Consider the following 26,578-nt stretch of genomic DNA (forward strand, 5'->3'; position numbering starts at 1 on the left):
CCACCGGTGACGCCACTCCCCGCACGGTCGCGCACACGTCACGCTGCGTTCCTCGCGCCCGTCACTATCACACGGATCGGGGAGATTCGGTGATCACAGGTGTATGACGCCCGACGAGGGGCGATCATCAGTGCCTGCACCTCACACCGACTTGCGGCGCATCACGGGGGAAGCGGAACAGTGGATCGTGCGAGGGAACATACGACACATACGGACCCCGGGGAACACGCGGAAGCGCGGGACGACAGTCCGCACCCCCTTTCCGGCCGTTCCACGACGGACGCGACCGCCCTCGAACTCCTGGTCCACGGCGTCGGCGGCACCACCCCCGAACGCATGCTCGACGATCCCCGCACGGTCCGCGTCACCGGCGACGACACGGCCGCGGTCTTCCGGCGCATCGACGACGCCGACGCGGAGAAACGTCCCGCCGACTACCGCGGCAAGCCCGTTCCCGAGGCCTATGTCTGGTGCAACCTCACCTCCGGGAACAGCTCGCGTGCCCTGTGGCTGTTGCTGCTGCCGTTCATGGTCGTCAACCTCGCGCACTGGATGCGCCCCAGCACCCGCGGCCGCCGAAGCGCGGTCCGCCTCTACGGCCTCCTCGTCCGCCTCACCGGCCTCACCCTGACCGTGCTGCTCGTCGCGGCGGCCTGCGAGGTCGCCCTCGACCTGACCGCCTGGCAGTGCGCGGGCGCACGCGCGTGCGCGGAGGCGCACACCTGGCTCGGCTTCCTCTCTCCGGCCGTCTCCGACGGCGGCTGGTGGAGCCAGCCCGGCCGCCGTCTCGCCGTGGCGGCCGTGGTGCCCACCGCGCTGACCGGTCTCCTGTGGTACCTCTCCCACCGCACCTGGAGCGAGTACGAGTCCCAGCGCCCCATGGACCGCGCCGACGGCCGTCCCGAGGACCAGAGGACGGCACCCTACGCAGCCGGTGGCGGCGACGCGGCGCACCTCCCGGCCGACGTCGAGGACACGGCCCGCGTCGCGCTCGGCCGGCCCGGCTTCTGGTACGGCCGCCGTCTGGTCGCCAGGCTCCGCGCCGCCCACGCGGCGGCCGGTTTCCTCACCGTCGCGGCGGCGGTCGGCACCTCGGCCGCCCGCCACGACCGCCGAGCGGGCGGGCCCGCCCTCCTGGAAATCCTGGGCTGGCTGCTGAACTCGGCCCTCGTGCTGCTGGCGGTGACCCTGGTCTGGGTGGTCTGCCGCAGGGGCCGCAGCGAGCGGCGTCTCGACACGCGCCTCGACGGGGCCGTGGTCCGCCGCCTGCCCGCCTGCTCGATCGCCGTGCTCGTCCTGGCCATGGTGTACGCCGGGTGGTCGCGCCCCGGCTGGAGGTCGACGGGTCGGCTGCCGGGCGACCTGACCTTCGGCGGGATCACCCTGATGCAGGGCCTGCTCGTCATCGCGCTCGGCGTGGTCGCCCACACCCTGTACCGCTCCCGCCCCGACCCCCGCACCGCCATGTACGGGCTGGCCGGCCCCGCCGTCGCGATGCTCGCCTGCGCCCTCGGCGGAGTGATGTCCGCCGGTGTCGCCCAGCGCGTCGCCGACTGGCTGGGCGGCACCGACGACGCCCTCTCCGGCCCGCCCGTCCTCCTCACCTGGCAGGCCTCCGTCATCCCGCCCCTCCTCCTGGTCCTCCTCGGCCTCCTCGGCTGGCTGGCCCACCGCACCCGGGTCCTGCGCAGAGCGGAGACGGCGGCGGTGGAGCGGGAGTACGGCCTGGTCGGCGAAGGGCCGCATGAGCGAGCGAAGGGACTGCCGGGCGAGGAAGGGGTGCCGGACCCACCGTCGAGCCCGGTGGAACCGTCCGTCCCGCGCCAGCCGACGGCGCCGGGGGTCCCCGGCGGGCCGCGGCCCGAGGAGCACGAGGCGCACGACGCCGGCCGTACCCGCCGCATCGCGCGCACCCGCGCCATGGCGGCCCTCACCGACCGGGCGCCCCGCATCGTCGCCGTCACCTCCACGGTGACCCTGCTGCTCGGCGCCGCGGCCCTCACCGGCGCCCTCGTGACGGGCGAGACACCGGCGAGGGCGGCGCAGGGCTCGTACGACTTCGTCGAGGGAGCCGCCCAGACCGCGCAGGCACTGGGATCCTGGCTGATCGGAGTGGGCTTCCTGCTGTTCGTCACCTGGGGCCGCCGGGCCTACAAGGACGCCTCGGCGCGGCGCACGATCGGCATCCTCTGGGACGTGGGCACCTTCTGGCCCCGCGCCGCACACCCGTTCGCACCGCCCTGCTACGCCGAGCGGGCCGTACCCGACCTGACCTGGCGCATGGCGACCTGGACCCGCGCCACCGGCGGCCGGCTCGTCATCTCCGGCCACTCCCAGGGCAGCGTCCTCGCGGCGGCCGCCGCCTGGCAGCTGACCCCGTCGGTCCGCGGACGGGTCGCGCTGCTCACCTACGGCTCACCGCTGGAGCGGCTCTACGGGCGCTGGTTCCCCGCCCACTTCGGCCCGGAGCCGCTCGCGGCCCTGCACCGAGAGGTCGACCGCTGGCGCAATCTGTACCGCCGCACCGACCCCATCGGAGGCCCCGTGCGACTGACGAGCCGGCACGGACCGCAGGTCGACGCCGAGCCCTTCCCGGACCCGCTCGCCTACGACCGCACCGGCGCCCACCCGTTGCCCGCCCCGATCCTCGGTCACTCCGACTACCAGGCGGACCCGGCCTTCGTGGCCGAACGGAAACATCTGCTGGACCGACTCGGCACCGAGCTGCCCGGCCCGCGGACGTCGCCCTAGTCCGGGCAGGTGACATCCCGCGCGGGGCGCTCGCCCGTGATGAGGAACGAGGTCACGGCCCGGTCGCCGCAGGCGTTGCCCGTCCCGAGGTAGACGCCGTGACCGCCTCGCTCGACCGTGACGAGCCGCGCCCGGTCACCGAAGGCCCGACGCATCCGCAGCGCGCCGACGTACGGAGTGGCCGGGTCCCGTCGGTTCTGGATCATCAGGATGTTGGACGGGCCCCGGTCGGTGAGCCTCGTGGGCTGGTCGGCGGGGGTGTCCTTCCAGAAGGCGCAGGGGAGGATGTTCCCCGGCAGTCCGGCCGTGAGCGGATACCGCGCCCGGTTCGCGGCCACCGCCCGCTCGTACCCGGCCACCGACCGCGGCCAGCGCACATCGTTGCAGATCACGGCGATCGTGACGGCGGCATCCTCGTCACTGAGCGGTCCGGCGACCGCCGGCGGCAGCACCGGCGTGGCGTCGGGCGTCATGGCCGCGCGCATCAGCCCCGCCAGCCGGGGGAAAGCGGCGTCGTCGTAGAGGGAGTCGTACATGACCTGCCTCAGCAGGTTGCCGGTGAGCGGCACGCCCGGTGTCGTCGACTCCCTCGGCGCGCGGTCCAGCTCCGCCGCCAAGGAGAGGAACAACGGCCGGATCTCTCCGGCCCGCCGCGCGAGCCGCAGACCCCGCGCGTCCCGGGCCGGATCGGCGGCCCAGGCCGCGAAGTCCGGGAACCGGTCCTCCGCGCCGACCGCCATGTTCGCCACCCAGGCCCTCTCGATCCGCCGAGGGTCGGGGTCGTCGTTGCTGTCCAGCACCCAACGGTCGGTGCGCTCGGGGTACTTCTGCGCGTACACGGCGCCGACATAGGACCCGTACGACACGCCGTACGCCGACAGCTTGTCCTCGCCCAGGGCCTGCCGCAGGCGGTCGATGTCGCGTACCTCGTTGGCGGTGCTGAGGCTGCGCAGCACGGCACCGCCGTTGCGGGCGCACGACTCGGCGGTGCGGCGGGAGCGGGCGACGTTCTCCGCGATGCCGCCGTCCGGCGCGGGCCAGGGCCGTAGGGTCACCAAGTGCCGGTCGGCGGCCGGGAGTTCACAGGAAACCCGGGTGCTGGCTCCCACGCCGCGCGGGTCGAGGCTCACGAGGTCGTACGTGGCGCCGAGTTCACGGCGCAGTGCCTCGCCCTGCCGGGTGAGTCTGGCGAGGCCGGAGCCACCGGGACCACCGGGGAGGACGAGCAGGGTGCCGCGTCGGGCTTCGGGGCGCTCACTGGGCAGTCGGGAGACCGCGATGCTCAACCGGGGACCGTCGGGGGCCCGGTAGTCGACCGGCACGGTCAACGTGGCGCACTCCTGGCCGGCCGGACCGCCCGGTTGGACACAGGGGCGCCAGGCGAGCGCGGGGGAGGACGAAGAGGCGAGAGCCGGGGTCGTGACCGTCAACGCGGTGCCGACGACCGAGGCGGTCAGGGCGAGGACCAGGACGTTTCGCATGCGAAGTGTCATGGCCCCATGCTGTCCAAGGGGCCACTGCCGCCCCATCCGGCAACCCGGTCACTCGGGGGTGGGGTTGGCCCCCGGCCTACGGACCTGCCGCCCCCCGGCCTCCGGATGCGCCGTCCCCCCTCCGGCGGAGCCGTCGCACCCGCCGGCGGCGGGCCTACGGCAGCTCCGGCAGGTCCTCCGCGTACAGCAACGTCAGTTCGTCCGTGCTCGGTTCGTCGACCTGGGCGACTCGGCTCGCGTGCCGCTCGACCATCGCCTCGAAGGTCTGCCGCGCGGTACGGCCGTTGCCGAAGGCCGGACCCTTGGGCAGGGCGGTGAAGTACTTCAGCAGGGCGTCGCCCGCGCCCGGCGCCAGCCGGTACTCGTGCTCCTCGGCCTGCTGCTCCACGATCCGCAACAACTCGTCGGGGACGTAGTCGTCGAAGGTGATGGTGCGTGAGAAGCGGGACGCCACACCGGGGTTGACGGTGAGGAAGCGCTCCATCTCGGCCGTGTAGCCCGCGACGATCACCACGACCGCGTCGCGGTGGTCCTCCATCAGCTTCACCAGCGTGTCGATGGCCTCCTTGCCGAAGTCCCGCCCGGAGTCCTCCGGCGACAGCGCGTACGCCTCGTCGATGAACAGCACACCGCCACGGGCCCGTCCGAACGCCTCCTGGGTGCGGATGGCCGTGGAGCCGATGTGCTCGCCGACCAGGTCCACGCGGGACACCTCGACGAGATGTCCCTTCTCCAGGACGCCGAGCGAGGCCAGGATCTCGCCGTAGAGGCGGGCGACCGTGGTCTTGCCGGTGCCGGGGGAGCCGGTGAACACCAAGTGCCGTTTCACCGATGCCGCCTTGAGGCCGGCCTGCTGGCGGCGGCGGCCCACCTCGATCATGTCGGTGAGGGCGCGGACCTCGCGCTTGACGCTGTCCAGACCGACCAGCGCGTCGAGTTCACCGAGGACCGCCTTCGAGCTGCGCGTCGACGGCTCGGGCTCCACGGGGGGTACGGCGGCCGGCGGCTGTTCGGTGGTGCGCTGACCCGGGATCGAGCCCAGCAGACCGGGCGACTGGGCCGTGTTCTGCGTCGCCGTCTCCAGGGTGGCCGGGGGCCGTACGCCCGCGCTCTCGTCGCTCACGCAGTCCTCGACCACCGGACCGCCGCCGACGGTGCCGGGACCGCCGTCCGCGAACTCGTAACCACCGCGGGCGCAGCGTTCCGTACGGCATTTGCGCAGGGTCGACCGGCAGCCGTCGATGATGTGGAAGCCGTAGCCGCCGCTGCCCGTGACCCGGCAGTCGAGGAAGCTGCCGCGGCCCTCGGCTGAGACGTAGAAGCCGGCCTCGGCGGGCGAGGTCACCGTGCAGCGCTCGATCGTCGGGTCGGCGCCCTTGGTGACGATCACGCCGGTCTGGGTGCCGTCCACGGTGCAGCCGCTGAGGGTGCCGCCGCTGCCGTGGTCGCGGAACCAGGCGCCCGTGGCGGCGTCCCGGATACGGCAGTCGTCGAGCTGAGCGGTGGCGCCGTCGCTCACGGACACCGCCGTGTTGCGCACCTGCGACAGGTCGCTGTCGACGACGTCCGCGCGGGAGCCCCGGTCCAGCACGAACAGCGCGTCCGGCACGTCGTGCACCCGGCAGGACTCCAACACCGCCGTCGCGCCGTCGCTGATCCAGACCGCCGGGTAGTCGCCGGTGCTGTCGAAGATCTCGCACTGGTTGGCGTCCACCCGCGTGCCCGGGTCCCACACCGACAGGCCGTTGCGCCCGAACTGGCGGACGGAGGTGCGGGTCAGGGTGAGGACGGAGCGCGAGCGGAGATCCACCGCGTTCTCCGGGATGTCATGGATGCGGCAGTCCGCGAGGGTGAGCACCGCGTCGGTGTCGAGGGTGACCCCGTCGGCCGTCGTCCGGTGCACATCGCAGTCGGTGAGATGGGCCGTGGCCCGCCCGGTGATCTGCACGCCGCTGCCGCGGACCTCGTAGACCTCGCAACCGACGGCCTCCAGCGAGGAGTTCTCCCCGGTCGCCGTCAGGCCCGAGCCGGAGGTGTGGTGCACCCGGCACCGCTCCAGCCGGGGATGGCCGCCGCCGCGCACCGCGACCCCGGCCTGGCCGGCCGCGACGACCTCGCACTCCTCGAACACACCGCCGCCGCCGTCCACCACGGCGATGCCGATGCCGGCCGGGTTGTCGACCGTGCAGCGTCGGACCGTGGGGCGGGCGCCGCCGCGTACCTCGATACCGGCCGCGGAGCGGGTGACGATCCGCAGGTCCAGCAGCTCGGGGGTGCCGTCCTCGACGAGCAGCGCGGGCGCCGCGGCGTCCTGCCCCTCCACATGCAGATCCTGCACGACGGCAGAGGCGGAGACGGTCAGCGGTACACCGTCCACGGGCGCGATGCGGACCGAGCCGGGCGAACCCTCCGGACCGCGCAGCGTGACCCCGCGTTGCACCACGAGGTTCTCCCGGTAGGTGCCCGGAGCGACGATGAGCACGTCGCCGTCGCTCGCGGCCTCCAGGGCCGCGGCGAGCGACGAGTACTCACCCGTGCGGCGCCGCCACCGCGATGTACCGGTGTGCGTCACCTGGACCGTGCCCTGTGCCATGGCGTTGCTGTGCCCCCACCTCGTGGAACGCGGGTCGATGCCGAACAGTTCGGCTGGTCGGTCCACCGTAGCGTGCGCGGGCAGGGGGAGTTGACCGGAGTGCGAAGGCGGTCAGCTGCCCGCGCCCGTCCTGCCCCAGTCCGGCCCGGCCTTGTCCCATGCCTGGTCCCAACGGGTGTAGCGATGGCGGACCATGCGCCAGACGATCAGCCGTCTGACCCCCTCGACGAGTCCCGCGCTGAGCACGGTGGCGCCGAATCCGGCCAGCACCGCGTGGGTCGTCGCGGTGACGGTGTCCAGGGGGCGTCCCACTGTCCGGCCCTGACCGTCCGTCCACAGCCTGAAGTGGTCACCGGGCTGCGGGGTCTTGAGGTTCGCCATGACCGTGCCGTGTCGTCGGGTGCCGTCCGGGCCGGTCCAGTCCGCGACGACGCGGCTCTGCCGGTCGCGGGTCGTCGCGGTCTCCGGATCCGGATCCAGCGGGGAGCCGTCGACCTTCTTGACGACCGTTGCCGTGACCCGGTGGCGGCTCTGCTGCTGTTCGCGCACGGACTGCTGCAGGGCGCTCTGGGCGGTGGTGCCCACGACGGCGCCGATCAGCGGCGCGGCGACGAGGATCAGCACGAGCGCCGCGAACGCCAGCCAGGCCTCGACCAGATCGGTCGTCCGCCGCAACGGGTTGTGGCGCCAGCGCCACAGTCCGCCGAACGCCCGTAGTCCACCGATTGCCCGCACCGCCCCACACCCCCTTACGCGTCCGTGATAGCCCCGGGCGGAGCCGTCCACGCGCGGTCCCGGTCAGGAGAGAGCGAAATCACCCTCCCAGCGGCCTTCTCATGAACTTCTCACAAAGGCCCAACGGACGAACCCGGGGTGTCTGTTCCCTGCACACGAACCGAATCGTAGGAGATTGAATTTTCAAGAGGGAGCCGGGGGTTCTCTCTCAGGACCGCCCAGAACTCATCGAGATCGAACTGCCTATTCGAGTACCCGCACCGGATCGCCGACCCGTACCGTGCCCGCGGATTCCGGGACGAGGTTCTGCCCGAAGACCAGCTTGTCGCCGAAACGGCGGTGATGCGCGAGGGTGCGCAGCGGCTCACGACCGCGCTCGGCGGTGTCCTGGTCGGTGGTGGTCACCACGCACCGGCCGCACATCTTGGCCACCCGGAAACTCACTTCGCCGATGGCGACGCGCCGCCAGCCGTCCTCGGCCCAGGCGTCCGTGCCGTCGACGACCACGTTCGGCCGGAAGCGGCTCATCGGCAGCGGGCCCTCCTCGGCGTGGTCGCCCTGTGCGACCAGGTCGTTGAGCGCGGCCAGCGAGGCGAGCGTGGTGAGCAGCAGCGGATAGCCGTCGGCGAAGCTGACGGTCTCGCCGGGGCGGGCGTACTCGGGGTCGATCGGTCGCCGGGTCGCCGGGTCGTCGAGGTGCACGAGCCGCACCGGGACGCCCAGGTAGCCGCTGAACCAGGTGTGCGCCACGGCGTCGGCGGGGACGCCCTCCACCTTGTCCCGCCAGATCTCCACGGTGGTCGTGTCGGTGGGCGCGGGCACCGGGACGGTCAGCGGCTCGCGGCCGGGCGCGGACAGCAAGAGACCGCCGCCGGGCAGGAGCCCGGCGGCGGCCAACGCCATACGCGGATGCGGACGTTGAGTGATGACCTTGCCCGAGTCGTCGACCAGCACCCAACGGCGGTCGCCCGCCAGCCCCCAGGGCTCCACGACGGCCTCGTCGGGGGCGAAGCCCCGGGCCGCCTTCAGCGGGTGGACATGGATCGAGTGCAGTGACGGATTCCCCATGGGGTCATCCTGCCAGCAGGCTGTGACAACCCCACGCGAAACGTTCCAGAAGCCTCAGTACCCGCGGTACTGCTGGCCGTTGTACGGGTCCTGCTGGTACGGGGCCGCCGGGGCCGGACGGGGTGCCGCCGGGCGCATGGCCTCGTAGCCCGCCATCGGACGCTGTTGCTGCTGTGGCGGCTGGGTGCCCGGATAGCCCCGCGGGCCCGCGGCCTGCTGCGGGATGTACGCGTTCGGCGCCTGCTGGAGCGGCGAGGGCTGCTGGGCCTGCGGATAGCCGTAGGCGGGCTGGGAGGGACCGGCCGGCAGCGCGGGCAGCGCCGACGGGAGGGCGGGCAGGTTGCTGCCCGGGGTGTCGTACTGGGCGGGTACCCGGATCGGGGCGATCTGAGGGGTTCCCCGCTCGGCGACGAGAGAGTCGTAGATCGGGGTGTCCGCGAAGGACGAGGCGGAGTAGTAACCGCCGCCGTAGGTGGAGCGGGGGGAGGTCATGGCACATAAGTTAAGCCCACGATGTGCTGGTTGGGGAGACCGATAAGAGGGTTGTTTTCCGTGTCGGCCGTGACGCCGGATCCCCAATGCGAGCGAACTCGGCGAAAAAGGGCAGCAAAGCTCCTTCTGATCGTGTAAATGCCGAGTTCCTGGAGGGTTACCGGCGGTTGACCGAAGGATCTTTCGGTACGGGTTCTGGGGGTTCCGGGGCCCGGGGCAATAGGTTGGGCCGACAACGGATCCGGCCGGATCCGACGGACCGCGTGGGACGCGGCCTGGTGACGACCTTCTGGATGACCTTCTGATGGGGGCGGACATGTCAATGCCGAAAGGATCGAACACCGCGGTGCCGACGGGCGCGCTACGCGTGGAACTGGGCTGGCGCTCCGGACCGGGCGTACCCGACACGGACGCCTCGGCGCTGTTGCTCGTCGGCGGAAAGGTGCGCTCGGACGCCGACTTCGTCTTCTACAACCAACCCACGCACTCCTCCGGCGCCGTCCGGCACGAGGGCAAGCGGGACGCCGGAGGGCAGGTGACCGACTCGCTCCTCGTCGACCTCGCCCGCGTGGAGCCCGCCATCGAGACCGTGGTGGTGGTCGCCTCGGCGGACGGCGGCAGCTTCGGACAGGTACCCGGACTGTACATCCGGGTGCTCGACGAGCGGGCGGGTACCGAGGTCGCCCGCTTCGACAGCGCGGACGCCGGCGTCGAAACCGCTTTCGTCCTCGGGGAGTTCTACCGGCGCCAGGGCGCCTGGAAGTTCCGCGCCGTCGGCCAGGGCTACAGCACCGGACTCGAAGGCCTCGCCACCGACTACGGCATCACGGTGGACGAGCCCCAGCAGGCGGCCGCACCGACGCCCGCGCCCGTGGCCGCGCCGGCCCCCGTCGCCCCGCCCGTCACCGTGCCGCCGCCGGTGACGACCGCCCCGCCGCCGCCTCCCGCCCCGCCCGTGGCGCCCCCGGCCCCCGTCCGTCTCACCAAGGTGACGCTCACCAAGGAGGCCCCGGCGGTCTCCCTGACCAAACAGGGCGGCACCTCCGGCGCCATGCGCGTGAACCTCAACTGGGAGGTGCACAAGCAGTTCAAGGGATGGGGCAGCAAACTGGGCCGGGCGGTCGCCATGCACGCGGACCTCGACCTCGACCTGTGCGCCCTGTTCGAACTCTCCGACGGCAGCAAGGGCGTCGTCCAGGCACTCGGCAACGCCTTCGGCTCACTGCACCAGCCGCCCTTCATCCACCTCGACGGCGACGACCGCACCGGCGCCGTCAGCAGCGGCGAGAACCTCACCGTCAACCTCGACCACAAGCAGTACTTCCGACGCATCCTCATCTTCGTCACCATCTACGAGGGCGCCCGTTCCTTCGCCGATCTGCACGCCACGGTCACGCTCCAGCCGCAGCACGGCGCACCCATCGACTTCTCGCTCGACGAGTGCACCGTGCCCTCCACCGTCTGCGCCCTCGCCCTCATCACCAACCAGGGCGGTGACCTCATCGTCCAGCGCGAGGCCCGCTACCTCGTCCCCGAGCGCGGAGTGAGCCCGCAGCGCACCGTCGACTACGCCTATGGGTGGGGCATGAACTGGACCCCCGGCAGAAAATAGCCGTCCCTGCGAGAGAGAGGGGTCCCGCACACCGGGGAGAGCTTCCGGTGCGGGCCCCTAGCTCTCGTCCGGGGCCGGGGCCGGGCGGGCGTAGGTGCGGCCCTTCCAGGCCGCGCCGCGCCCCCGGTGGTGCCGCACCGCCGAGTCGACCGTCATCAGGAGGTACAGCGACGCGGTGAACGGCAGCAGGGGAGCGAGGTGCGGCGGCTGACCGTAGTAGCGGAGCATCGGCACGTACGTCGCCGTCATCAGCAGCCAGGCGAGCCCGCCGAGCAGCGCCGTCGCCGGGTCCCCCATGGCCAGGCCCGCCACGAGCGCGACCGGCGGGACGAGATAGACCAGGGCCAGGCCGAGGACCGTTCCGGCGAGCAGCAGCGGATTGTGCAGCAGTTGGGCGTAGGCGCTGCGGGCGATCATGTGCCACAGGTCGCCCAGCCGGGGGTAGGGCCGCACGCTGTCCACGCGCTCCGCCAGGCCCAGCCAGATGTGGCCGCCGCTCCTCTTGACCGCACGGGCCAGCGCCACGTCGTCGATGACGGACTGCCGGATCGTGTCCGGGATCCGTGCCCGCTCCGCCGCCTCGGCGCTCAGCAGCACACAGCCGCCCGCCGCGGCCGCCGTGCGCGAACCCCGTGCCCCGATCCGGCGGAACGGATAGAGCTGGGCGAAGAAGTACACGAAGGCGGGCACGACGAGCTTCTCCCACCTGCTCTCGGCACGCAGCCGGGCCATCTGGGAGACCAGGTCGAAGCCGCCGGTGCGCGCGGCCGCCACCAACGCGCGCAGGCTGTCCTGGCGATGCGCGATGTCCGCGTCCGTCAGCAGCAGGAACTCGGGCCCACGCGCGCGTGCCAGCGTGATGCCGTGCCGCACGGCCCAGAGCTTGCCCGTCCAGCCCGCAGGCGGCTCCCCGGGGGAGGAGACGGTCAGGGGCAGGCCGCCGAACCGTCGCGACAGCTCACGGGCCAGGTCACCGGTCCCGTCCGTGCTGCCGTCGTCGACCAGGAACACCTCGGCCCGGCCCGGATACTCCTGGGCCAGCAGCGACGGCAGGCTCTCGGGCAGCACGGCGGCCTCGTCACGGGCGGGGACGACGACGCAGACGTCCGGCCAGTCGTCGGGGTCCCGGCGGGGTGGCAGGCGCACATCCGTGCGCCAGAAGAAGCCCTGGCCGAGCAGCAGCCACGCCCAGGCGGCGAGTGATCCGGCGGCGATCCACGCGATGGCGCTCACGCCCGCAGTCTGCCCCACCGGAGGGGCTCCACCGAGGCCATCGTCTATCGTGGCCGGGTGAAGATCGCGCTCATGGACTCCGGTATCGGTCTGCTCCCCGCCGCCGCCGCGGTACGGCGACTGCGGCCCGACGCGGATCTCGTGATCTCCTCGGACCCCGACGGCATGCCCTGGGGCCCGCGCACTCCGCAGGACCTGACGGAGCGCGCTCTCGCCGTCGCCGAGGCGGCGGCCGCCCACCTCCCCGACGCGCTGATCGTCGGCTGCAACACCGCCTCCGTGCACGCCCTGCCCGCCCTGCGGGCCCTCCTCGAACCGGGTCTGCCCGTGATCGGCACGGTCCCGGCGATCAAGCCGGCCGCGTCCGGTGGCGGCCCCTTCACCATCTGGGCGACACCCGCCACCACCGGCAGCCCCTACCAGCGCGGCCTCATCGAGGAATTCGCCGACGGCGTCCCGGTCACCGAGGTGCCCTGCTGGGGACTGGCCGAAGCCGTGGAGCACGGCGACGACGCGGCGATCGACGCCGCCATCGCCGCCGCGGCCGCGCTCACCCCCGACGACGTGACGACCGTCGTCCTGGGCTGCACCCACTACGAGCTCGTCGCCGAACGCATCCGCGCGGCCGTCCAGCAGCCCGGCCTCCCGCCCCTCGTCCTGCACGGCTCCGCCGGCGCCGTGGCCGCGCAGGCGCTGCGCCGCATCGGTGAACTGCCCGAGCCCGAGGCCGACTGGAGCGGGTCGAAGCTGACGGTCATCCTCAGCGGCCGCGAGGGCTCGCTGCCCGCCCCGGCACTGGCCTACGAGGAGGGCAGGCTGCTCGCGACAGCCGGTGCGGCGCCGCCCGTCAGGGCCGACCGGTAACGGTCCGCAACCAGGTGCCCGCGCAGCGGAACCTGAGTAGTCTCAAAGCCATGAGGGACCACCCCCACGGCGAGACGGGCACCCCCGAAGACTCGCACCCCGAGGTCTGGACCGGCCGCGCGACCAATCGCGGCCAGTGGCTGCTGGCACTCGGCGGCGCCGCCTGCATGGCACTGGGCATCGAACTCGCGGTCGACTCCGCGTGGGCGTCCGGTGTCGCCCCGCTCGTCATGTCCGTCGTCGGCTGCATCGCGGCCGGGCTGCTCGTCCTCTTCGGCACGCTCGCGTTCGTGCACGTCTCCGTGAAGGTCGACGAGGAGTGCCTGGAGGTCCGCTGCGGCCACATCGGTGTCCCGCGCCGCCGCATCCCCCTGTCGCAGGTGGCCGACGTCGTCTTCGCCCCGTGCGTCACGCCCCACCAGTGGGGCGGTTGGGGCTACCGCTGGCGGCCCGAGAAGGGCACCGCCGTCGTCGTACGACGGGGCGAGGCCGTGGTGCTGAGCCTCTGGGACGGTCACACGTTCACGATCACCGTGGACAACGCGGAGACGGCCGTGAACGTCATCCGCGCCCGGCTCACCCCGAAGGCGTCCGACGCCGCGCACTGACGCCCTGCGCGCAGCCCGGCCGAACGCCCCCTACGGCCGTTCGTCGAGGTCCGGCGCCACCCCCGTCGCGCCTTCCGTGAGGGGCCACGCCGTCGCCATCCCCGCGAGCAGGCCCGCGCCCGCCGTCACCGTCGTGAAGCTCAGCGCGTTGCCCACGGCCGCGATCGCGGCCACCGCGGTCAGGGCCGCGCCCGCGGTGAGGACCACCGGCGTGGAGCGCGGGGTCCGCCACAGGACGTACAGGACCCAGCCGAACGCCGCGGCGAGCAGTCCCACACCGATGAGCCCCTGCTCGGCCGCCAGCTGCAGGGGCGCGGAGTGGGGCCGGTCGTCGGCCGACAGCGACCGGGCGACCGTCGGGGTGAGCTCCCCGAAGCGGCCCGGTCCCGCGCCGAGCAGCGGATCGTCGTGGACGAGGCCGAGCGCGTCGTGCCACAGCAGGACGCGGTGCGGGGTGAGCTGCCCCTCCAGCGAGTCGGTCAGCCCGGCCGGGAGGGCGTCCTCGGCCACGGCCCAGACCGTCGCCGTCACCAGGCCCGTGGCGAGGGCGAGTCCCGCGAGACCCGGGCCCCGGCGCATCCGGGCCGCCGCGAGCGAGCACAGCAGTACGCCGGCACACGCGGCGACGCCGGTGGTCGAGCCGAGCACCGCCGCGGTCACCGCGATCCCGCCGGCCAGCAGCCGCAGGGCCAGCCGTACGCCGTTCGAACGGGCCGCCCAGGCGGCACAGCAGGCGGCACCGGCGGCCAGGACCAGCAGCGCGGCGGTCGCACCCGTGTGCCCCAGCGGTGAGACCAGCGGCGAGCCCGTCATGGTGTGCGGGTCGGTGACCGCCAGACCGAGACCGGCCAGCGCTCCGGCGGACGGTGCCACCACCGGCAGCAGGGCCCCGCAGATCCGGCCCGCCGCGTAACCGGCCGCCACCGCGAGCACCGCCAGCAGCACACCCTCCGGCCGGCCGCCCCGCGCCGCCGCCGTGATCAACGACCAGGCCGCGAACGCTCCGAGCATGAGCACGCCCGTGACGTCGGAGACGTTCCGTCTCTCGTGCGAGGCCGACGCTCCGGCCGCGGACTCCGTCCCCGTGGACCCCAACGTGTCGCCCCCCGACTGTGCCGGGCCTCGACCGCCAGGACCGCGTTCGGCCGCACGTCAGAGGCTCGCGCACACCGTAACGGGTGATGCGCCGCTTTGTGGACGAGTTATGCAGGAACGATGCGGCAGGGGTGCGACAAAAGCCTCACCCGGGACGCACGGGCCGCGCTGTCGGCGCCGGGGTGACGCGCCGTACACTCCCCGAGTGACCGTCACCGCCACTCCCGTAGACGAGCCGGAACAGCTCGAACCCCAGGCCGCGCCCGTCTCCCGGGCGTCCCGATGGGTCGGCCGGCTCCTTCCGGCCGTCGCCGCGGCCCTCTCCGGGGTGCTGCTGTACGTCAGCTTCCCGCCCCGCACCCTGTGGTGGCTGGCCCTGCCGGCCTTCGCGGTCTTCGGCTGGGTGCTGCGCGGACGCGGCTGGAAGGCGGGCCTCGGTCTCGGTTATCTGTTCGGTCTCGGCTTCCTGCTGCCGCTGCTGGTGTGGACCGGCGTGGAGGTCGGTCCCGGTCCATGGCTCGCGCTCGTCGTGATCGAGGCGGTGTTCGTCGCGCTCGTCGGCGCGGGCGTCGCCGTCGTCTCGAAGCTGCCCGGCTGGCCGGTGTGGGCCGCCGCCGTGTGGATCGCCGGTGAGGCGGCACGCGCGCGTGCCCCGTTCGACGGATTCCCCTGGGGCAAGATCGCCTTCGGCCAGGCGGACGGTGTCTTCCTGCCGCTGGCCGCGCTCGGCGGCACCCCCGTGCTCGGTTTCGCCGTCGTGCTGTGCGGCTTCGGCCTGTACGAGGTGGTCCGGCTGCTCGTGGCGAACCGGCGCACCGGCGAGGCCGTACGCCGGGGCACGGCGGCCGTGGCCGCGCTCTCCGTGGCCGTACCCCTGGTGGGCGCCCTCGCGTCCCGCGCGCTGGTGAGCGACGCGGCCGAGGACGGCACCGCCACCGTGGCGGTCATCCAGGGCAACGTTCCGCGCCTGGGGCTCGACTTCAACGCCCAGCGGCGGGCCGTGCTCGACTACCACGCCAGGGAGACCGAGCGGCTGGCCGCCGAGGTCGGCGCCGGCAAGGTCGCCCGGCCCGACTTCGTGCTCTGGCCGGAGAACTCCTCCGACATCGACCCCTTCGCCAACGCCGACGCCCGCGCGGTGATCGACAAGGCGGCCACCGCCATCGGGGCGCCCATCTCCGTCGGCGGAGTGGTGGAGCGGGACGGCAAGCTCTACAACGAGCAGATCCTGTGGGACCCCGAGAAGGGCCCCGTCGACACCTACGACAAGCGGCAGATCCAGCCGTTCGGCGAGTACCTGCCGCTGCGGTCGCTGATCGGTGCCATCAACAGCGAGTGGACGTCCATGGTCCGCCAGGACTTCAGCAGGGGATCCGAGCCCGGCGTGTTCACCATGGACGGGGCGAAGATCGGACTCGTCACCTGCTACGAGGCGGCCTTCGACTGGGCGGTGCGCTCCGAGGTCGTCGACGGCGCGCAGCTGATCTCCGTGCCCAGCAACAACGCCACCTTCGACCGCAGCGAGATGACCTACCAGCAGCTCGCCATGTCCCGGGTGCGCGCCGTCGAGCACAGCCGCACCGTCACCGTACCGGTGACCAGCGGCGTCAGCGCGATCATCATGCCGGACGGCAGGATCACGCAGAAGACGGGCATGTTCGTCCCGGACTCGCTGGTCCAGAAGGTCCCGCTGCGGTCCTCCCAGACGCCCGCGACCCGGTTCGGCATCGCGCCCGAGGTGCTTCTGGCGCTGGTCGCGGCGGGTGGGCTCGGCTGGGCGATCGGGGCCGGTGTGCGCGGGAGGCGCGCCGGTGGCGTGTAGCCGTACGCCTCTCGTGCGCGTCCAGGATGCGGCGGGGTGACCGGAACGGCCCGTTAGGGTCGGCTCCATGGCTACCCCTGATTTCATCCGCACACTCCGTGCTTCCGCCGGCAACCAGCTCCTCTGGCTCCCCGGAGTCACCGCCCTCGTCTTCGACGACGAGGGCAGAGTGCTGCTCAACCGTCGGTCCGACAACGGCAAGTGGTCGCTGATCGGCGGCATCCCGGACCCGGGGGAGCAGCCGGCGGCCTGTGCCGTGCGAGAGGTCCACGAGGAGACGGCGGTCCGGTGCGTGGCCGAACGGATCGTCCTCGTACAGGCGTTGGAACCGGTCCGGTACGACAACGGGGACGTCTGCCAGTACATGGACACCACGTTCTACTGCCGTGCCGTGGGCGGCGAGGCACGGGTCAACGACGACGAGTCGCTGGACGTCGGCTGGTTCTCCCTGGACGCCCTGCCGAACCTCAGCGAGTTCGCGCTGTTCCGCATCAAGCAGGCCATGTCCGACACGGTCACGTGGTTCGACCCCACGGTCTGAGGCCGCGGGAGGGGCGGCGGAGGGCGTGTCCGTGGCCGTGACCGTGTGCGCGGAGCGCGCGCTCGCCGTGCGCGGGCGTCCGCGCGGACCGGCCCCGGCGGCCCCCGCCCACCGCCCGCGTTGACGTGATCGAGAAGCGCGCCCTACGGTTGCCGGAACGTTCCGGCATGGAGTGGTGGAGTCCTCGATGAGCCATCCCCCGCGCTTTCCCTCGGTCTCCGAGGCGGAGTTGACCGCCTTCCTCGTCACACGGTTCGGGGTACGCGGCACCCTCAAGGATCTGGGGAGTCAGCAGGACCGCAACTACCGGGTCCGCACGGACGCGGGCGACCGGGTGCTCAAGATCGCCAATCCCGCGACGGACACGGCGGTCCTCGGCGCCCAGGACGCGGCGGTCGACCATCTGGCCCGGGTGCTCCCCGACGTGCGGCTGCCCCGGGCCCGGCCCGGCGTGGACGGAGCGGCGGTGCAGTGGCTCACCGCGGACGGCGTGGAACTCGCCTGCCGGTTGCTGGACTTCGTCCCCGGCGAACCGATCATGGACAGCCGCTACCTGGCACCCCGCGTCGTCGCGCGACTCGGCGGACTCGCCGGACGGGTCGCGGCCGGGCTCGCCGGTTTCGAACGGGCCGGCCTGGAAGCGGCCGCACCGGACCCGACCCGGATGTGGGACCTGCGCAACGCGCCTGCTGTCATCGAGGCACTGGCCCCGCATCTGTCCGACCAGGCGCTCGCCCGGCGGATCCTGCGGGCGGCCCGCGCCGCGTACGCCCTGGTGGAGCCCTACGCCGACGTGCTGCCGACGCAGATCGTGCACGGTGACGTGACGGACAACAACGTGGTCTGCGAGACGGCTCCCGACGGACGCCCCGTCCCGGTCGGCGTCATCGACTTCGGTGATCTGGGCCCCGGTTGGACGGTCGCGGAACTCGCGGTCACCTGCACCTCCGTACTGCACCACCACGGCGCGGGCCCCGCGTCGGTGCTGCCGGCCGTGCGGGCGTTCGACGGAGTGCGACCGCTCGGGGACGAGGAGGTGGCCGTGTTGTGGCCGCTCGTGGTGCTTCGGTCGGCCGTCATGGTGGTCAGCGGGCAGTACGACACCCTGCTGGACCCGGACAACCGGTACGCCACGGCCGCGCTGGACCGCGAACGGGCGATGTTCGAGGCCGCCGTGTCGGTACCGGCGCAGGTGATGACGGCCCTGTTCCGGCAGGGACTGGCCCGCTCGGCGGCCCTGCCCGGGGACGCCGGCCGGCCGCTCGCCACGCCCGCGTCCGAGCACGGCCTGCCCGCGGGGTTCCCGACCGCGAGCCGGCTGCTGCCCGCGCTGCCTGACGAGGTGCACGTCCTCGACCTGTCCGCAGAAAGCGACGACCTGCACACCGGGCGCTGGCTGGACCCCGGCATCGAACGCACGCTCGCCGCGCAGGGGTTGGCGGCGGGGCGGGCGGCCGTACGGACCCGGCACGGTGAGTTCCGGCTGACCCGGGCGTCCGTCGCGGGCGCGGGCGTCGCCGAGACCTGTGCGCTCGGGGTCGAGCTGTACCTCACCGAGCCGCTGGAGGTCCACGCGCCCTGGGCCGGCACGGTCACCAGGACTCCCGACGGCACGCTGACCCTGAGCAGCGGCGACGGGCTCGACCTGATCCTGGACGGTGTCGGTGTCGGTGTCGGTGTCGGTGTCGGTGTCGGTTCCGGATCCGGGGCCAGAGCCGGAATCGGGGTCGCGGTCGATGCCGAGGAGCCGCCCGCTCCCGTCGAGGCGGGGCAGCCGCTGGGCAGGGTGGCGGAGGACGACGGGGTGTACGTGCTGGGCGTACAGCTCTGCGCACTGTCCGGGGCGCGTCCACCGAGGTTCGCCACCCCCGAACTCGCCGACGGGTGGCTGTCGTTGTGCCCCGACCCGGGCGTGCTCCTCGGCGAGGTCTCGCCCGGGCCTCTGGAGGAGGGCCGGGGCGGGACCTGGTCGGCCGCCGACGACGCGGAGCTGCTGGAGCGCCGGGCGCACTCCTTCGCCACCGTCCAGGAGCACTACTTCGAGGAGCCGCCGCGCGTCGAACGCGGCTGGCGACACCACCTGGTCGACACGCGCGGCCGCGTCTACCTCGACATGCTCAACAACGTGACCGTCCTCGGCCACGGTCACCCCGCGCTGAGCGACGCCGTGCACCGCCAGTGGCGGCGTCTCAACACCAACTCCCGTTTCCACTACGCGTCGGTGGTCGAACTGTCGGAACGGCTCGCCCGGACGCTCCCCGACGGCCTGGACACGGTCTTCCTGGTGAACAGCGGCTCCGAGGCCGTCGACCTGGCGCTGCGGCTCGCCTGGGCGACGACCGGGCGGCGGGACGTGGTCGCCGTCGAGGAGGCGTACCACGGCTGGACGTACGCGAGCGACGCCGTCTCCACCTCGATCGCCGACAACCCGGGCGCCCTCGCCTCCCGCCCGCCCTGGGTGCACACGGTCGCCGCGCCCAACTCCTACCGGGGTCGGCACCGGGGGGCCGAGGCACGTCGGTACGGTCCCGAGGCCGCCGAGCGGATCGCCCAACTCGCGGCGCGCGGCACCCCGCCGGCCGCGTTCCTGTGCGAGCCGTTCTACGGCAACGCCGGCGGCATGCCCCTGCCGGACGGCTATCTGGAACAGGTCTACGCGGCCACCCGCGCCGTCGGCGGACTCTGTCTCGCGGACGAGGTGCAGGTCGGCTACGGGCGCCTCGGCACCCACTTCTGGGGGTTCGAGCAGCAAGGCGTCGTACCCGATGTGGTCACCGTCGCCAAGGCGATGGGCAACGGTCATCCGCTGGGCGCGGTCATCACCCGGCGCGAGATCGCCGAGGCCTACCGCAGCCAGGGCTACTTCTTCTCGTCCGCCGGCGGCAGCCCGGTCAGCTCGGTGGTCGGCCTCGCCGTCCTCGACGCACTGCGCGACGAGGGACTGCAGGCCAACGCCCGGGACGTGGGCGGCCATCTGAAGAACCGGCTCCTCGAACTCGCCCACCGGCACGGGCTGATCGGCGCGGTGCACGGCTCCGGTCTCTATCTGGGCGTGGAGTTCGTGCGCGACCGTACGACGCTGGAGCCGGCCACCGAGGAGACGGCCGCGATCTGCGAGCGGCTGCGCGAACTCGGCGTGATCATGCAGCCGACCTCCGACCGGCAGTGCGTGCTGAAGATCAAGCCGCCGCTGTGTCTGACCCGCGACGGCGCGGACGGCTTCGTCGCAGCCCTGGACGACGTCCTGACGCACGGTTGGTGACCGGCGTTCCGGCGGTGGGCGGCAGCCGGCCGGTGGCTGCCGGCCGCGGACCGGTGTCGACCCGGCGTCGTCCGGCCCGACGACGACTCCGGTCCGCCACCCTTCAGCGCGCCCGTCCTGTGCGTTCCCCGGCTACCGGGCCTCCGTGCGCCCCGACACCGTCTCGACCAGCTCCCGGCGGTACGCCGTGTACGCGGCCCGCAGCTCGGCTCCCGGCCAGTCCGGCGGGAGGAGTTCGGGTGGCAGGACGGGGTCGGCGAGCAGATGGCGTACGGCCGCCGCGAGGGCGGTGAAGCGGTCCGCGGGCTCGCGGGTCCGCTCGATGTGGCCGAGCAGCGCCTCGGCGGTGCCCGCCCAGGTGTCCAGCGGCCACAGGCTCGCGACCAGGTCCTGCGCGGGCTGGTCCGGGCGGCTCCCGAAGTGGCGGACCGTGGGGCCCAGGTCCGGCGGCTGGGCGCGCCGCAGGTTGGCCGGGCGGAGCCAGACGCCCTCCCGGAGTTCGGCGAGGCGTAGTGCTGTCAGGCGTGCCCGCAGGTCGGCGCGTTCGGCGGGGCGGCGGCCGGTGGCGGTGACGACGATCATCTCCCAGTCGCCGTGCCACGGCCGGGTCTCGGGGTGCACCGACTCGTCCTGGCGCCGCTGACGGTCGAGGAGGCGGTCGCTGAGCCGGTAGACGGCGTCCGCGCGCCGCAGGTCCCCGGCCGACACCATCCTGCTGAGCGCGGCCCGCAGGGTGGACCCGGCGACCCCGAACGCCTCCACATGGCGCACCAGCTCCCGCACCGGCAGCTCCGGCGGATGCATGCCCAGCAGCAGGCTCAGGACGACCGACCGCGCGGACAGCGGCCGCAGTTCGAGGTCGGAGGGCCGCCCCGACACGTTCGTCTCCATGGCTCCGTACTGTACGGGGGATCGGATCTTGTTACGTCATAGCTGCGGCCGTAGGGATAATGTAATACTCGCGGCATGGTCCCGACGCTCGCGCACCCGCAGCCGCAGTACGCCACCGCCACCGCCACCCACGACGTCACCAACCAGCCCCCGCCCCTCGCCCCGTACGACGCCTCCGAGGACGCGGCCCTGTGGGAGGGGCTGCGCAGGGAGGGCGCGGAGTGGGCCGAGAAGGGCGTCCGGCGGCTCGGGCTGGTCGCCGGTGGTGCCGAGGCGCAGGAGTGGGCCGGACAGGCCAACCGCTACGAGCCGGAACTGCGCACCCACGACCGCTACGGCAACCGGATCGACGAGGTCGACTTCCATCCCGCCTGGCACCACCTGATGCGGACCGCCGTGCGCGAGGGCCTGGCGGGCGCGGCCTGGGCGGACGACCGGCCCGGCGCCCATGTCGCGCGCATCGCGGGCGCCCTCGTATGGGGTCACACGGAGGCCGGACACACCTGCCCGACCTCGATGACGTACGCCGTCGTGCCCGCGCTGCGCCGACAGCCCGAGCTGGCCGCCGTGTACGAGCCCCTGCTGACCGGCCGGGAGTACGACCCGGTCCTGCGGGTGCCCACCGAGAAGCCCGGACTGCTCGCCGGGATGGGCATGACCGAGAAGCAGGGCGGCAGCGACGTACGGGCCAACACCACGACGGCCACGCCGAGTTCCGAGCCCGGTGTGTACACCCTGCGGGGGCACAAGTGGTTCACGTCGGCGCCGATGTGCGACCTGTTCCTGGTGCTGGCCCAGGCGCCGGGCGGGCTGAGCTGTTTCCTGGTGCCGCGTGTGCTGCCCGACGGCAGCCGCAACTCCTTCCGGATCCAGCGGCTCAAGGACAAGCTGGGCAACCGCTCCAACGCCTCCTCGGAGCCGGAGTTCGACGGCACCGTCGCCTGGCGGGTCGGTCCCGAGGGGCAGGGTGTGAAGACCATCATCGAGATGGTCAACTGCACGCGACTCGACTGCGTGATGGGCTCGGCCGCCCTGATGCGCAGGACGCTCGTCGAGGCGGGTCACCACGCACGGCACCGCAGCGCCTTCGGGGCGCGGCTGCTCGACCAGCCGTTGATGCGCAACGTCCTGGCCGACCTCGCGCTGGAGTCCGAGGCGGCCACGACGCTCACCCTGCGGCTGGCCGGCGCCGCCGACCGCGCGGTGCGCGGGGACGAGGGCGAGCGGCGGTTCCGTCGGATCGCCACGGCTGTCGGCAAGTACTGGGTGACCAAGCGCGGCCCGGCCTTCGCCGCCGAGGCGCTGGAGTGCCTGGGCGGCAACGGCTACGTCGAGGACTCGGGTATGCCCCGTCACTACCGCGAGGCGCCGCTGTTGTCCATCTGGGAGGGCTCGGGCAATGTCAACGCCCTCGACGTACTGCGGGCGTTGACCCACGATCCCGAGACCGCCGAGGCACTCTTCGCCGAACTCGCCCTGGCCCGGGGCGCGGACGCCCGGCTCGACGCGGCCGCCGCCCGGCTGAAGGACGCGGTGCGCGAGGCCGACCAGACCGGTGCCCGGCGACTGGTGGAGCTCATGGCCCTCGTGCTCCAGGCTTCCCTGCTGGTCCGGCACGCGCCGGCCGCGGTCGCCGACGCCTTCTGCGCGACCCGGCTCGGCGGCGACTGGGGGCATGCCTACGGCACCCTCCCGGGCTCCGCCGACCTCGACGGCATCCTGCGCCGGGCCCTGCCGGCCGGCTGACCGCAGGCCCGACGGCTCTGACGGCCCGACGGTTCTGATGGCCGACGGCTCTGACGCTTCAGGCGCTTCGGGCGACTCGGGGGCTTCGGGCGCCGAGCGCCGTGCGGATCGCCGCGGACTTCTCCTCCGTGAACACACCGCTGTCGAGCAGGGAGAGGACCGACAGCACTCCACCGCTGGAGCCCCAGCTGCCCTCGTCGACGACGCGGAAGGTGACCCACCACGTGGGCGAGGGCTGTGCCACCCCGCACGCCTCGGCCATCGCGGCGAGGATCCGCTCGATGACCTCGGCCCGGACCTCTTGGCGCCAGTCGCCGTCCATCACGGTCACGTCGATCACCATGACGTCGGCCGTCGGCTCGGCGTCCGTCAGCAGGCGCCCGCCCATCGCCATCATGTCGGCGGCCCGCTCCACGAAGTGGACCTGGAACCCGGCCCGTGCGGCCGGGGCGAACTGGCCGACCTCGGGCACGAGGACCGCGTCCGTCAGTGCCTCGGCCAGCGCCCTGCGCTGTTCGAGGTCCAGACGGCCCTGTGTGGTGTTCACGGTGATGATGGTCATGGCCGCCTCCTATAGCGATCGTTATAGGAGGACGGTACCAGAGTCTATGACGACTGTTCTAATCTCTCGATCGCGGTGGAAGGCCACGTTCCTGCTGGTCACGCGCGCGGTGAGTCGCCGGTGCCGGCTTCGGGGCGGGCGCTCATTCGTTGTGCAGCACCTGGGCGATCGTCAGCCCGGCCGCGCGGCGTGCCGGGACGTACGCGCCCAGGACGGCGATCGCGAGGCCCGCGAGAGCCAGCAGGGCAAGGGCCGGGGCGTGCCAGACGTCCGTCATGTACGACGGCAGCGTCAGGTCCACCGCGTCCGCCATACGCGGAACGACCAGCTGGTGGCCCGCCATGCCGAGCGGGATGCCCAGGAGCGAGCCGAGGGCCCCGAGCAGCGTCATCGAGGTCACCGTCATCACCGTGACCTGGCGTGGTGTCATGCCGATGGACTTCAGCATGCCGAGGTCGCGACGGCGGTCGTGGGTGTTGAGGACGACGGTGTTGAAGACACCGAGGGACGCCACGGCGGCGAGCAGGAGGGTGAGTGCGGTGGCGGAGCCGATGATGGTCCGGGTGACGGAGTTGGCGCCGGTCGGAGACGGGCTGAGCCCCTCGTCGGCCGCTTCGGCGGCGCGGGCGTAGGCTCCCGCGTCGGCCCCGTCGCGGAGCTTGACGTGGTAAGCGATGGGCTTCTCCTTCGGTGCCACTGCCTGCATGGTCGCCCAGTCCGCGACGACTACCCGGGCGTTCGTCTCCATGTACTCCCCGACGACGACCACGTCCGCGCCGCGATTCCCCTTCTCGATCCGGAAGCGGTCGCCGACGTCCAGGCCGTGCCTGCGCAGGAAGGCCGATCCCGCCACCGCCTCACCACTGCCCCGCAGCCACCGCCCCTCGGTGAGCACGCTGCCCATCAGAGGGTGGTCGCCGCGACGGGCTTCGAGCCACAGCTTCTCCGTGGAACCGGCCAGCCGGACCTCGGTGTCGGCCCTGGCGGTGACCTCGCGGGCGCCCGGCAGCGAGCGCAGCAGGGCGTGCAGAGCGAGGTCGTCGTGGACCGGCCTGGTCTCCTTGCCGTCGCGATGCTTCCCCACGTAGACCGTGACCTGGTAGGCGTCGCGACCCGCGGTGCCCAACCGGTCCATCGTCGTGGCGAGCCCGGTCGCGAACGTCACGGTGGTCACGCCGACGGCCACGGCGGCGAGCGTGAGGGCACTGCGCCCCGGCCGGGCGAACGGCAGGCCCAGCCCGAGGCTCACCGAGCGCGGCAGCCGGCTGCCCGCCAGTCGGCGCTGGACACCGAGCGCACGGCCGGCGCGCGGTGCGCTGCCCGCGCTGATCGCCCGCGCGGCGGGCAGCCGGTGGGCGCGCACCGAGGGCGCGAGCGCGGCGAGCAGGCACACGGTCGGCATGCCGGCCAGGGCGAGGACGTTGACCCAGGGGGCGAGCGAGACACTGTCGTGGAACACCCCCGCGTCCGGGCCCGTGAACGCGAACCGCAGCAGGGGCCGTGCCGCCAGATTGCCGGCCACCGTCCCGAGGACGCAGCCCAGCACCGCCGGGACGGAGATCATCACGAGGTAGACGGCCACCACCTGCCCCGGGGTGAATCCGAGCGCCTTGAGGATGCCGATGTGCCGGAAACCGGAGATCACCGCGCCGCTGACCACATGGGCGACGATGAGCACAGCCACGACGATGCCGAGGACACCGAAAGCCATCAGATAGGGCGCGTACGCCCGCGCCGAACTGCCTATCCGCTCCTTGAGGGTGAGGTACGACCGCGAGCCGGCCAGCGCGCCCGTAGGCAACTGCTCTGTCACCGCCGCGAGTCGGCTGCGGAGCTCACTCTCCGATGTGGCGTCCGAGAAGCGGAACAGCAGCTGTGTGGCCGTGGGGTGCAGCGCCTCGATCTGCCCGGGAGCGACCCAGGCGTCGGCGGTGCGGCTCAGATCGAAGGCGAAGCCGACGACGGTGAGCGTCGGGCCGGAAGGCAGCCGCAGCTCCTTGCCCAGGTCGTCCGCCGTCCAGTCCGACTGCCGGTTCAGGACGACCTCGCCGGGACCGGTGGCCCAGCGGCCCGCCCACAGGTCCAACCGGCCCACCGGACCCCCGGGGTCCGACCGGCCCACCACGGTGAGTTCGCTGCCGAGGCCGTAGTTCATGACCTCCCTCGGCAGCTCGACGGTGGCCTGCCGGAAGGGGCCCGCGAGCGCCGCGACGTCGGACTGCCGGGCCGCCCGCTTCAGTTGACCGTCCGAGACCTTCTGAGGATCGAACGCCGCGACCACGTGGGGCCCGCGCTGCGCGCCGAAGGCCTTGTCGAAGGGGGAGGAGGCGGCGTCGACCAGACCGAGCGCCACCACGATCGCCGCCGTCGAGGTCAGCGTGATCAGCGCGATCACCGACGTCTGGAGCCTGCGCCGCCGTACCGCCGCGCGCGCGGCGCGCCACACGGCCCTCATACGGACGGCTCCAGGGTGTGTTCGCCGCACACGCGGCCGTCGGCGAACTCGACGAGCCGGCTGGCGCAGCGCCGGGCGAGCCGCTCGTCGTGCGTCACCATGATCAGCGTCTGGCCGATCTGGTTGAGGTCGAGCAGCAGGTCCATCACCTGTTCGCCCGCGCGGCTGTCCAGCGCGCCGGTCGGCTCGTCCGCCAGCAGCAGGGCCGGACGGTTCATCAACGCCCGTGCCACGGCGACCCGTTGCCTTTCCCCGCCGCTGAGCACCGCCGGGTACGCGTTGCGCCGGCCGGCGATGCCGAGCTCGTCGAACAGCTCCAGCGCGCGACGACGGGCCTGCCGGGCCGAGGTACCGGTCAACTGGGCGGCCAGCGCCACGTTGTCGAGCGCCGACAGGTCGTCGATGAGGTTGAAGAACTGGAAGATCATGCCGATGCGGCGCCGCCGGTACAGGGCGAGCCCCTTCTCGGTCAGTTCTCCCACGCTCTCGCCGTGCACCACCACCGTGCCGCCCGTCGGACGGTCCAGACCGGCGATCATGTTCAGCAACGTGGACTTGCCGCACCCCGAGGGGCCCATCACCGCGACCGCCTCACCGGCCCGGATCTCCAGCGACACCCCGTCCAGAGCCGTCGTCTCCCCGTACTCCTTGCGCACACCGTCGAGTCGTACGACGGCCTCCGCGCTGCTGTTCTCGTTCTCCTCGTTGACCATGCACCGGACGCTAGGCGAGCGGCGCCGCCTCGACATCCCTCC

At 72.9% G+C, this 26,578-nt stretch carries 19 protein-coding genes; 8 read left to right on the forward strand and 11 right to left on the reverse strand.

Features of this window, described 5'->3' with window-relative positions:
- The first annotated feature begins 180 nt into the window (after positions 1-180).
- Entirely contained in the window at positions 181-2,751 is a 2,571-nt protein-coding gene (locus RM704_RS12050; RefSeq protein WP_037657516.1) for a hypothetical protein, read from the forward strand.
- On the opposite strand, the gene RM704_RS12055 is transcribed toward RM704_RS12050, so the two are convergent.
- The 5 genes from RM704_RS12055 to RM704_RS12075 form a co-directional block, all read right to left on the reverse strand.
- Positions 2,748-4,244, reverse strand: coding sequence for an alpha/beta hydrolase (locus tag RM704_RS12055; RefSeq protein ID WP_033525759.1), 1,497 nt, complete (start codon positions 4,242-4,244; stop codon positions 2,748-2,750). The two genes, RM704_RS12050 and RM704_RS12055, sit on opposite strands and share 4 nt — an antisense overlap.
- A gap of 154 nt (positions 4,245-4,398) precedes the next feature.
- Complete coding sequence (locus RM704_RS12060) at positions 4,399-6,837, reverse strand: right-handed parallel beta-helix repeat-containing protein (RefSeq protein WP_033525760.1); 2,439 nt, start codon at positions 6,835-6,837, stop codon at positions 4,399-4,401.
- A 111-nt stretch (positions 6,838-6,948) separates the two neighbouring features.
- On the reverse strand, positions 6,949-7,572 hold the full coding sequence (locus tag RM704_RS12065) for an Rv1733c family protein (RefSeq protein ID WP_033525761.1): 624 nt from the start codon (positions 7,570-7,572) through the stop codon (positions 6,949-6,951).
- 243 nt (positions 7,573-7,815) lie between these two features.
- Positions 7,816-8,640, reverse strand: a complete 825-nt coding sequence (locus RM704_RS12070) for an MOSC domain-containing protein (RefSeq protein ID WP_033525762.1) — start codon at positions 8,638-8,640, stop codon at positions 7,816-7,818.
- 54 nt (positions 8,641-8,694) lie between these two features.
- Entirely contained in the window at positions 8,695-9,132 is a 438-nt protein-coding gene (locus RM704_RS12075; RefSeq protein ID WP_033525763.1) for a DUF6643 family protein, read from the reverse strand.
- Between the two features lie 316 nt (positions 9,133-9,448).
- On the opposite strand from RM704_RS12075, the gene RM704_RS12080 reads away from it, so the two are divergent.
- Positions 9,449-10,744, forward strand: coding sequence for a TerD family protein (locus RM704_RS12080; RefSeq protein ID WP_033525805.1), 1,296 nt, complete (start codon positions 9,449-9,451; stop codon positions 10,742-10,744).
- Between the two features lie 57 nt (positions 10,745-10,801).
- On the opposite strand, the gene RM704_RS12085 is transcribed toward RM704_RS12080, so the two are convergent.
- Positions 10,802-11,977 carry a glycosyltransferase gene (locus RM704_RS12085; protein WP_033525764.1) on the reverse strand — a complete coding sequence of 392 codons (1,176 nt, stop codon included), beginning with the start codon at positions 11,975-11,977 and terminating at the stop codon, positions 10,802-10,804.
- A 57-nt stretch (positions 11,978-12,034) separates the two neighbouring features.
- Between RM704_RS12085 and RM704_RS12090 the strand changes: the two genes are divergently transcribed.
- Positions 12,035-12,841, forward strand: coding sequence for a glutamate racemase (locus tag RM704_RS12090; RefSeq protein WP_033525765.1), 807 nt, complete (start codon positions 12,035-12,037; stop codon positions 12,839-12,841).
- Positions 12,842-12,891: 50 nt separating this feature from the next.
- Positions 12,892-13,449 carry a hypothetical protein gene (locus RM704_RS12095; protein WP_033525766.1) on the forward strand — a complete coding sequence of 186 codons (558 nt, stop codon included), beginning with the start codon at positions 12,892-12,894 and terminating at the stop codon, positions 13,447-13,449.
- Between the two features lie 30 nt (positions 13,450-13,479).
- On the opposite strand, the gene RM704_RS12100 is transcribed toward RM704_RS12095, so the two are convergent.
- On the reverse strand, positions 13,480-14,466 hold the full coding sequence (locus RM704_RS12100; protein WP_107072235.1) for an O-antigen ligase family protein: 987 nt from the start codon (positions 14,464-14,466) through the stop codon (positions 13,480-13,482).
- 283 nt (positions 14,467-14,749) lie between these two features.
- Here RM704_RS12100 and lnt point away from each other — a divergent pair, with 283 nt between their 5' ends.
- The 3 genes from lnt (at position 14,750) to RM704_RS12115 (ending at position 20,169) form a co-directional block, all read left to right on the forward strand.
- Positions 14,750-16,366 carry an apolipoprotein N-acyltransferase gene (gene lnt, locus RM704_RS12105; RefSeq protein WP_033525768.1) on the forward strand — a complete coding sequence of 539 codons (1,617 nt, stop codon included), beginning with the start codon at positions 14,750-14,752 and terminating at the stop codon, positions 16,364-16,366.
- Between the two features lie 67 nt (positions 16,367-16,433).
- Complete coding sequence (locus RM704_RS12110; protein ID WP_033525769.1) at positions 16,434-16,907, forward strand: NUDIX hydrolase; 474 nt, start codon at positions 16,434-16,436, stop codon at positions 16,905-16,907.
- Between the two features lie 187 nt (positions 16,908-17,094).
- The gene (locus RM704_RS12115) at positions 17,095-20,169 is read left to right on the forward strand and encodes an aminotransferase (RefSeq protein WP_052145889.1); all 3,075 of its coding nucleotides are present in this window, start codon (positions 17,095-17,097) and stop codon (positions 20,167-20,169) included.
- Between the two features lie 132 nt (positions 20,170-20,301).
- Here the strand turns inward: RM704_RS12115 and RM704_RS12120 are convergent, their stop codons facing one another.
- Positions 20,302-21,060 (reverse strand): PaaX family transcriptional regulator C-terminal domain-containing protein, encoded by a 759-nt coding sequence (locus tag RM704_RS12120; protein ID WP_033525771.1) that lies wholly within the window; start codon positions 21,058-21,060, stop codon positions 20,302-20,304.
- Between the two features lie 75 nt (positions 21,061-21,135).
- Here RM704_RS12120 and RM704_RS12125 point away from each other — a divergent pair, with 75 nt between their 5' ends.
- The gene (locus RM704_RS12125; protein WP_033525772.1) at positions 21,136-22,806 is read left to right on the forward strand and encodes an acyl-CoA dehydrogenase family protein; all 1,671 of its coding nucleotides are present in this window, start codon (positions 21,136-21,138) and stop codon (positions 22,804-22,806) included.
- A 58-nt stretch (positions 22,807-22,864) separates the two neighbouring features.
- Here RM704_RS12125 and RM704_RS12130 read toward each other — a convergent pair whose 3' ends face one another.
- The 3 genes from RM704_RS12130 to RM704_RS12140 all read right to left on the reverse strand — a co-directional run bounded on the left by RM704_RS12130 (position 22,865) and on the right by RM704_RS12140 (position 26,536).
- Entirely contained in the window at positions 22,865-23,368 is a 504-nt protein-coding gene (locus RM704_RS12130; protein WP_033525773.1) for a tautomerase family protein, read from the reverse strand.
- A 142-nt stretch (positions 23,369-23,510) separates the two neighbouring features.
- Positions 23,511-25,823: an FtsX-like permease family protein gene (locus tag RM704_RS12135; RefSeq protein WP_033525774.1), complete on the reverse strand. Its 2,313-nt coding sequence runs from the start codon at positions 25,821-25,823 to the stop codon at positions 23,511-23,513.
- Positions 25,820-26,536 (reverse strand): ABC transporter ATP-binding protein, encoded by a 717-nt coding sequence (locus tag RM704_RS12140; protein WP_033525775.1) that lies wholly within the window; start codon positions 26,534-26,536, stop codon positions 25,820-25,822. Before RM704_RS12140 ends, RM704_RS12135 begins: the two co-directional genes overlap by 4 nt.
- Positions 26,537-26,578 lie beyond the last annotated feature (42 nt).

The organism is Streptomyces gottesmaniae, from assembly GCF_031845845.1.
GTDB lineage: Bacteria > Actinomycetota > Actinomycetes > Streptomycetales > Streptomycetaceae > Streptomyces > Streptomyces akebiae.

Excerpts from the sequence above, each read along its gene's own strand:
- RM704_RS12135 (WP_033525774.1), bottom strand. The coding sequence starts at position 25,823 with ATGAGGGCCGTGTGGCGCGCCGCGCGCGCGGCGGTACGGCGGCGCAGG.
- RM704_RS12075 (WP_033525763.1), bottom strand. The coding sequence starts at position 9,132 with ATGACCTCCCCCCGCTCCACCTACGGCGGCGGTTACTACTCCGCCTCG.
- RM704_RS12080 (WP_033525805.1), top strand. The coding sequence starts at position 9,449 with ATGTCAATGCCGAAAGGATCGAACACCGCGGTGCCGACGGGCGCGCTA.
- RM704_RS12060 (WP_033525760.1), bottom strand. The coding sequence starts at position 6,837 with ATGGCACAGGGCACGGTCCAGGTGACGCACACCGGTACATCGCGGTGG.
- RM704_RS12125 (WP_033525772.1), top strand. The coding sequence starts at position 21,136 with ATGGTCCCGACGCTCGCGCACCCGCAGCCGCAGTACGCCACCGCCACC.
- RM704_RS12095 (WP_033525766.1), top strand. The coding sequence starts at position 12,892 with ATGAGGGACCACCCCCACGGCGAGACGGGCACCCCCGAAGACTCGCAC.
- RM704_RS12130 (WP_033525773.1), bottom strand. The coding sequence starts at position 23,368 with ATGACCATCATCACCGTGAACACCACACAGGGCCGTCTGGACCTCGAA.
- RM704_RS12070 (WP_033525762.1), bottom strand. The coding sequence starts at position 8,640 with ATGGGGAATCCGTCACTGCACTCGATCCATGTCCACCCGCTGAAGGCG.
- RM704_RS12110 (WP_033525769.1), top strand. The coding sequence starts at position 16,434 with ATGGCTACCCCTGATTTCATCCGCACACTCCGTGCTTCCGCCGGCAAC.
- RM704_RS12115 (WP_052145889.1), top strand. The coding sequence starts at position 17,095 with ATGAGCCATCCCCCGCGCTTTCCCTCGGTCTCCGAGGCGGAGTTGACC.
- RM704_RS12140 (WP_033525775.1), bottom strand. The coding sequence starts at position 26,536 with ATGGTCAACGAGGAGAACGAGAACAGCAGCGCGGAGGCCGTCGTACGA.
- RM704_RS12055 (WP_033525759.1), bottom strand. The coding sequence starts at position 4,244 with ATGACACTTCGCATGCGAAACGTCCTGGTCCTCGCCCTGACCGCCTCG.
- RM704_RS12120 (WP_033525771.1), bottom strand. The coding sequence starts at position 21,060 with ATGGAGACGAACGTGTCGGGGCGGCCCTCCGACCTCGAACTGCGGCCG.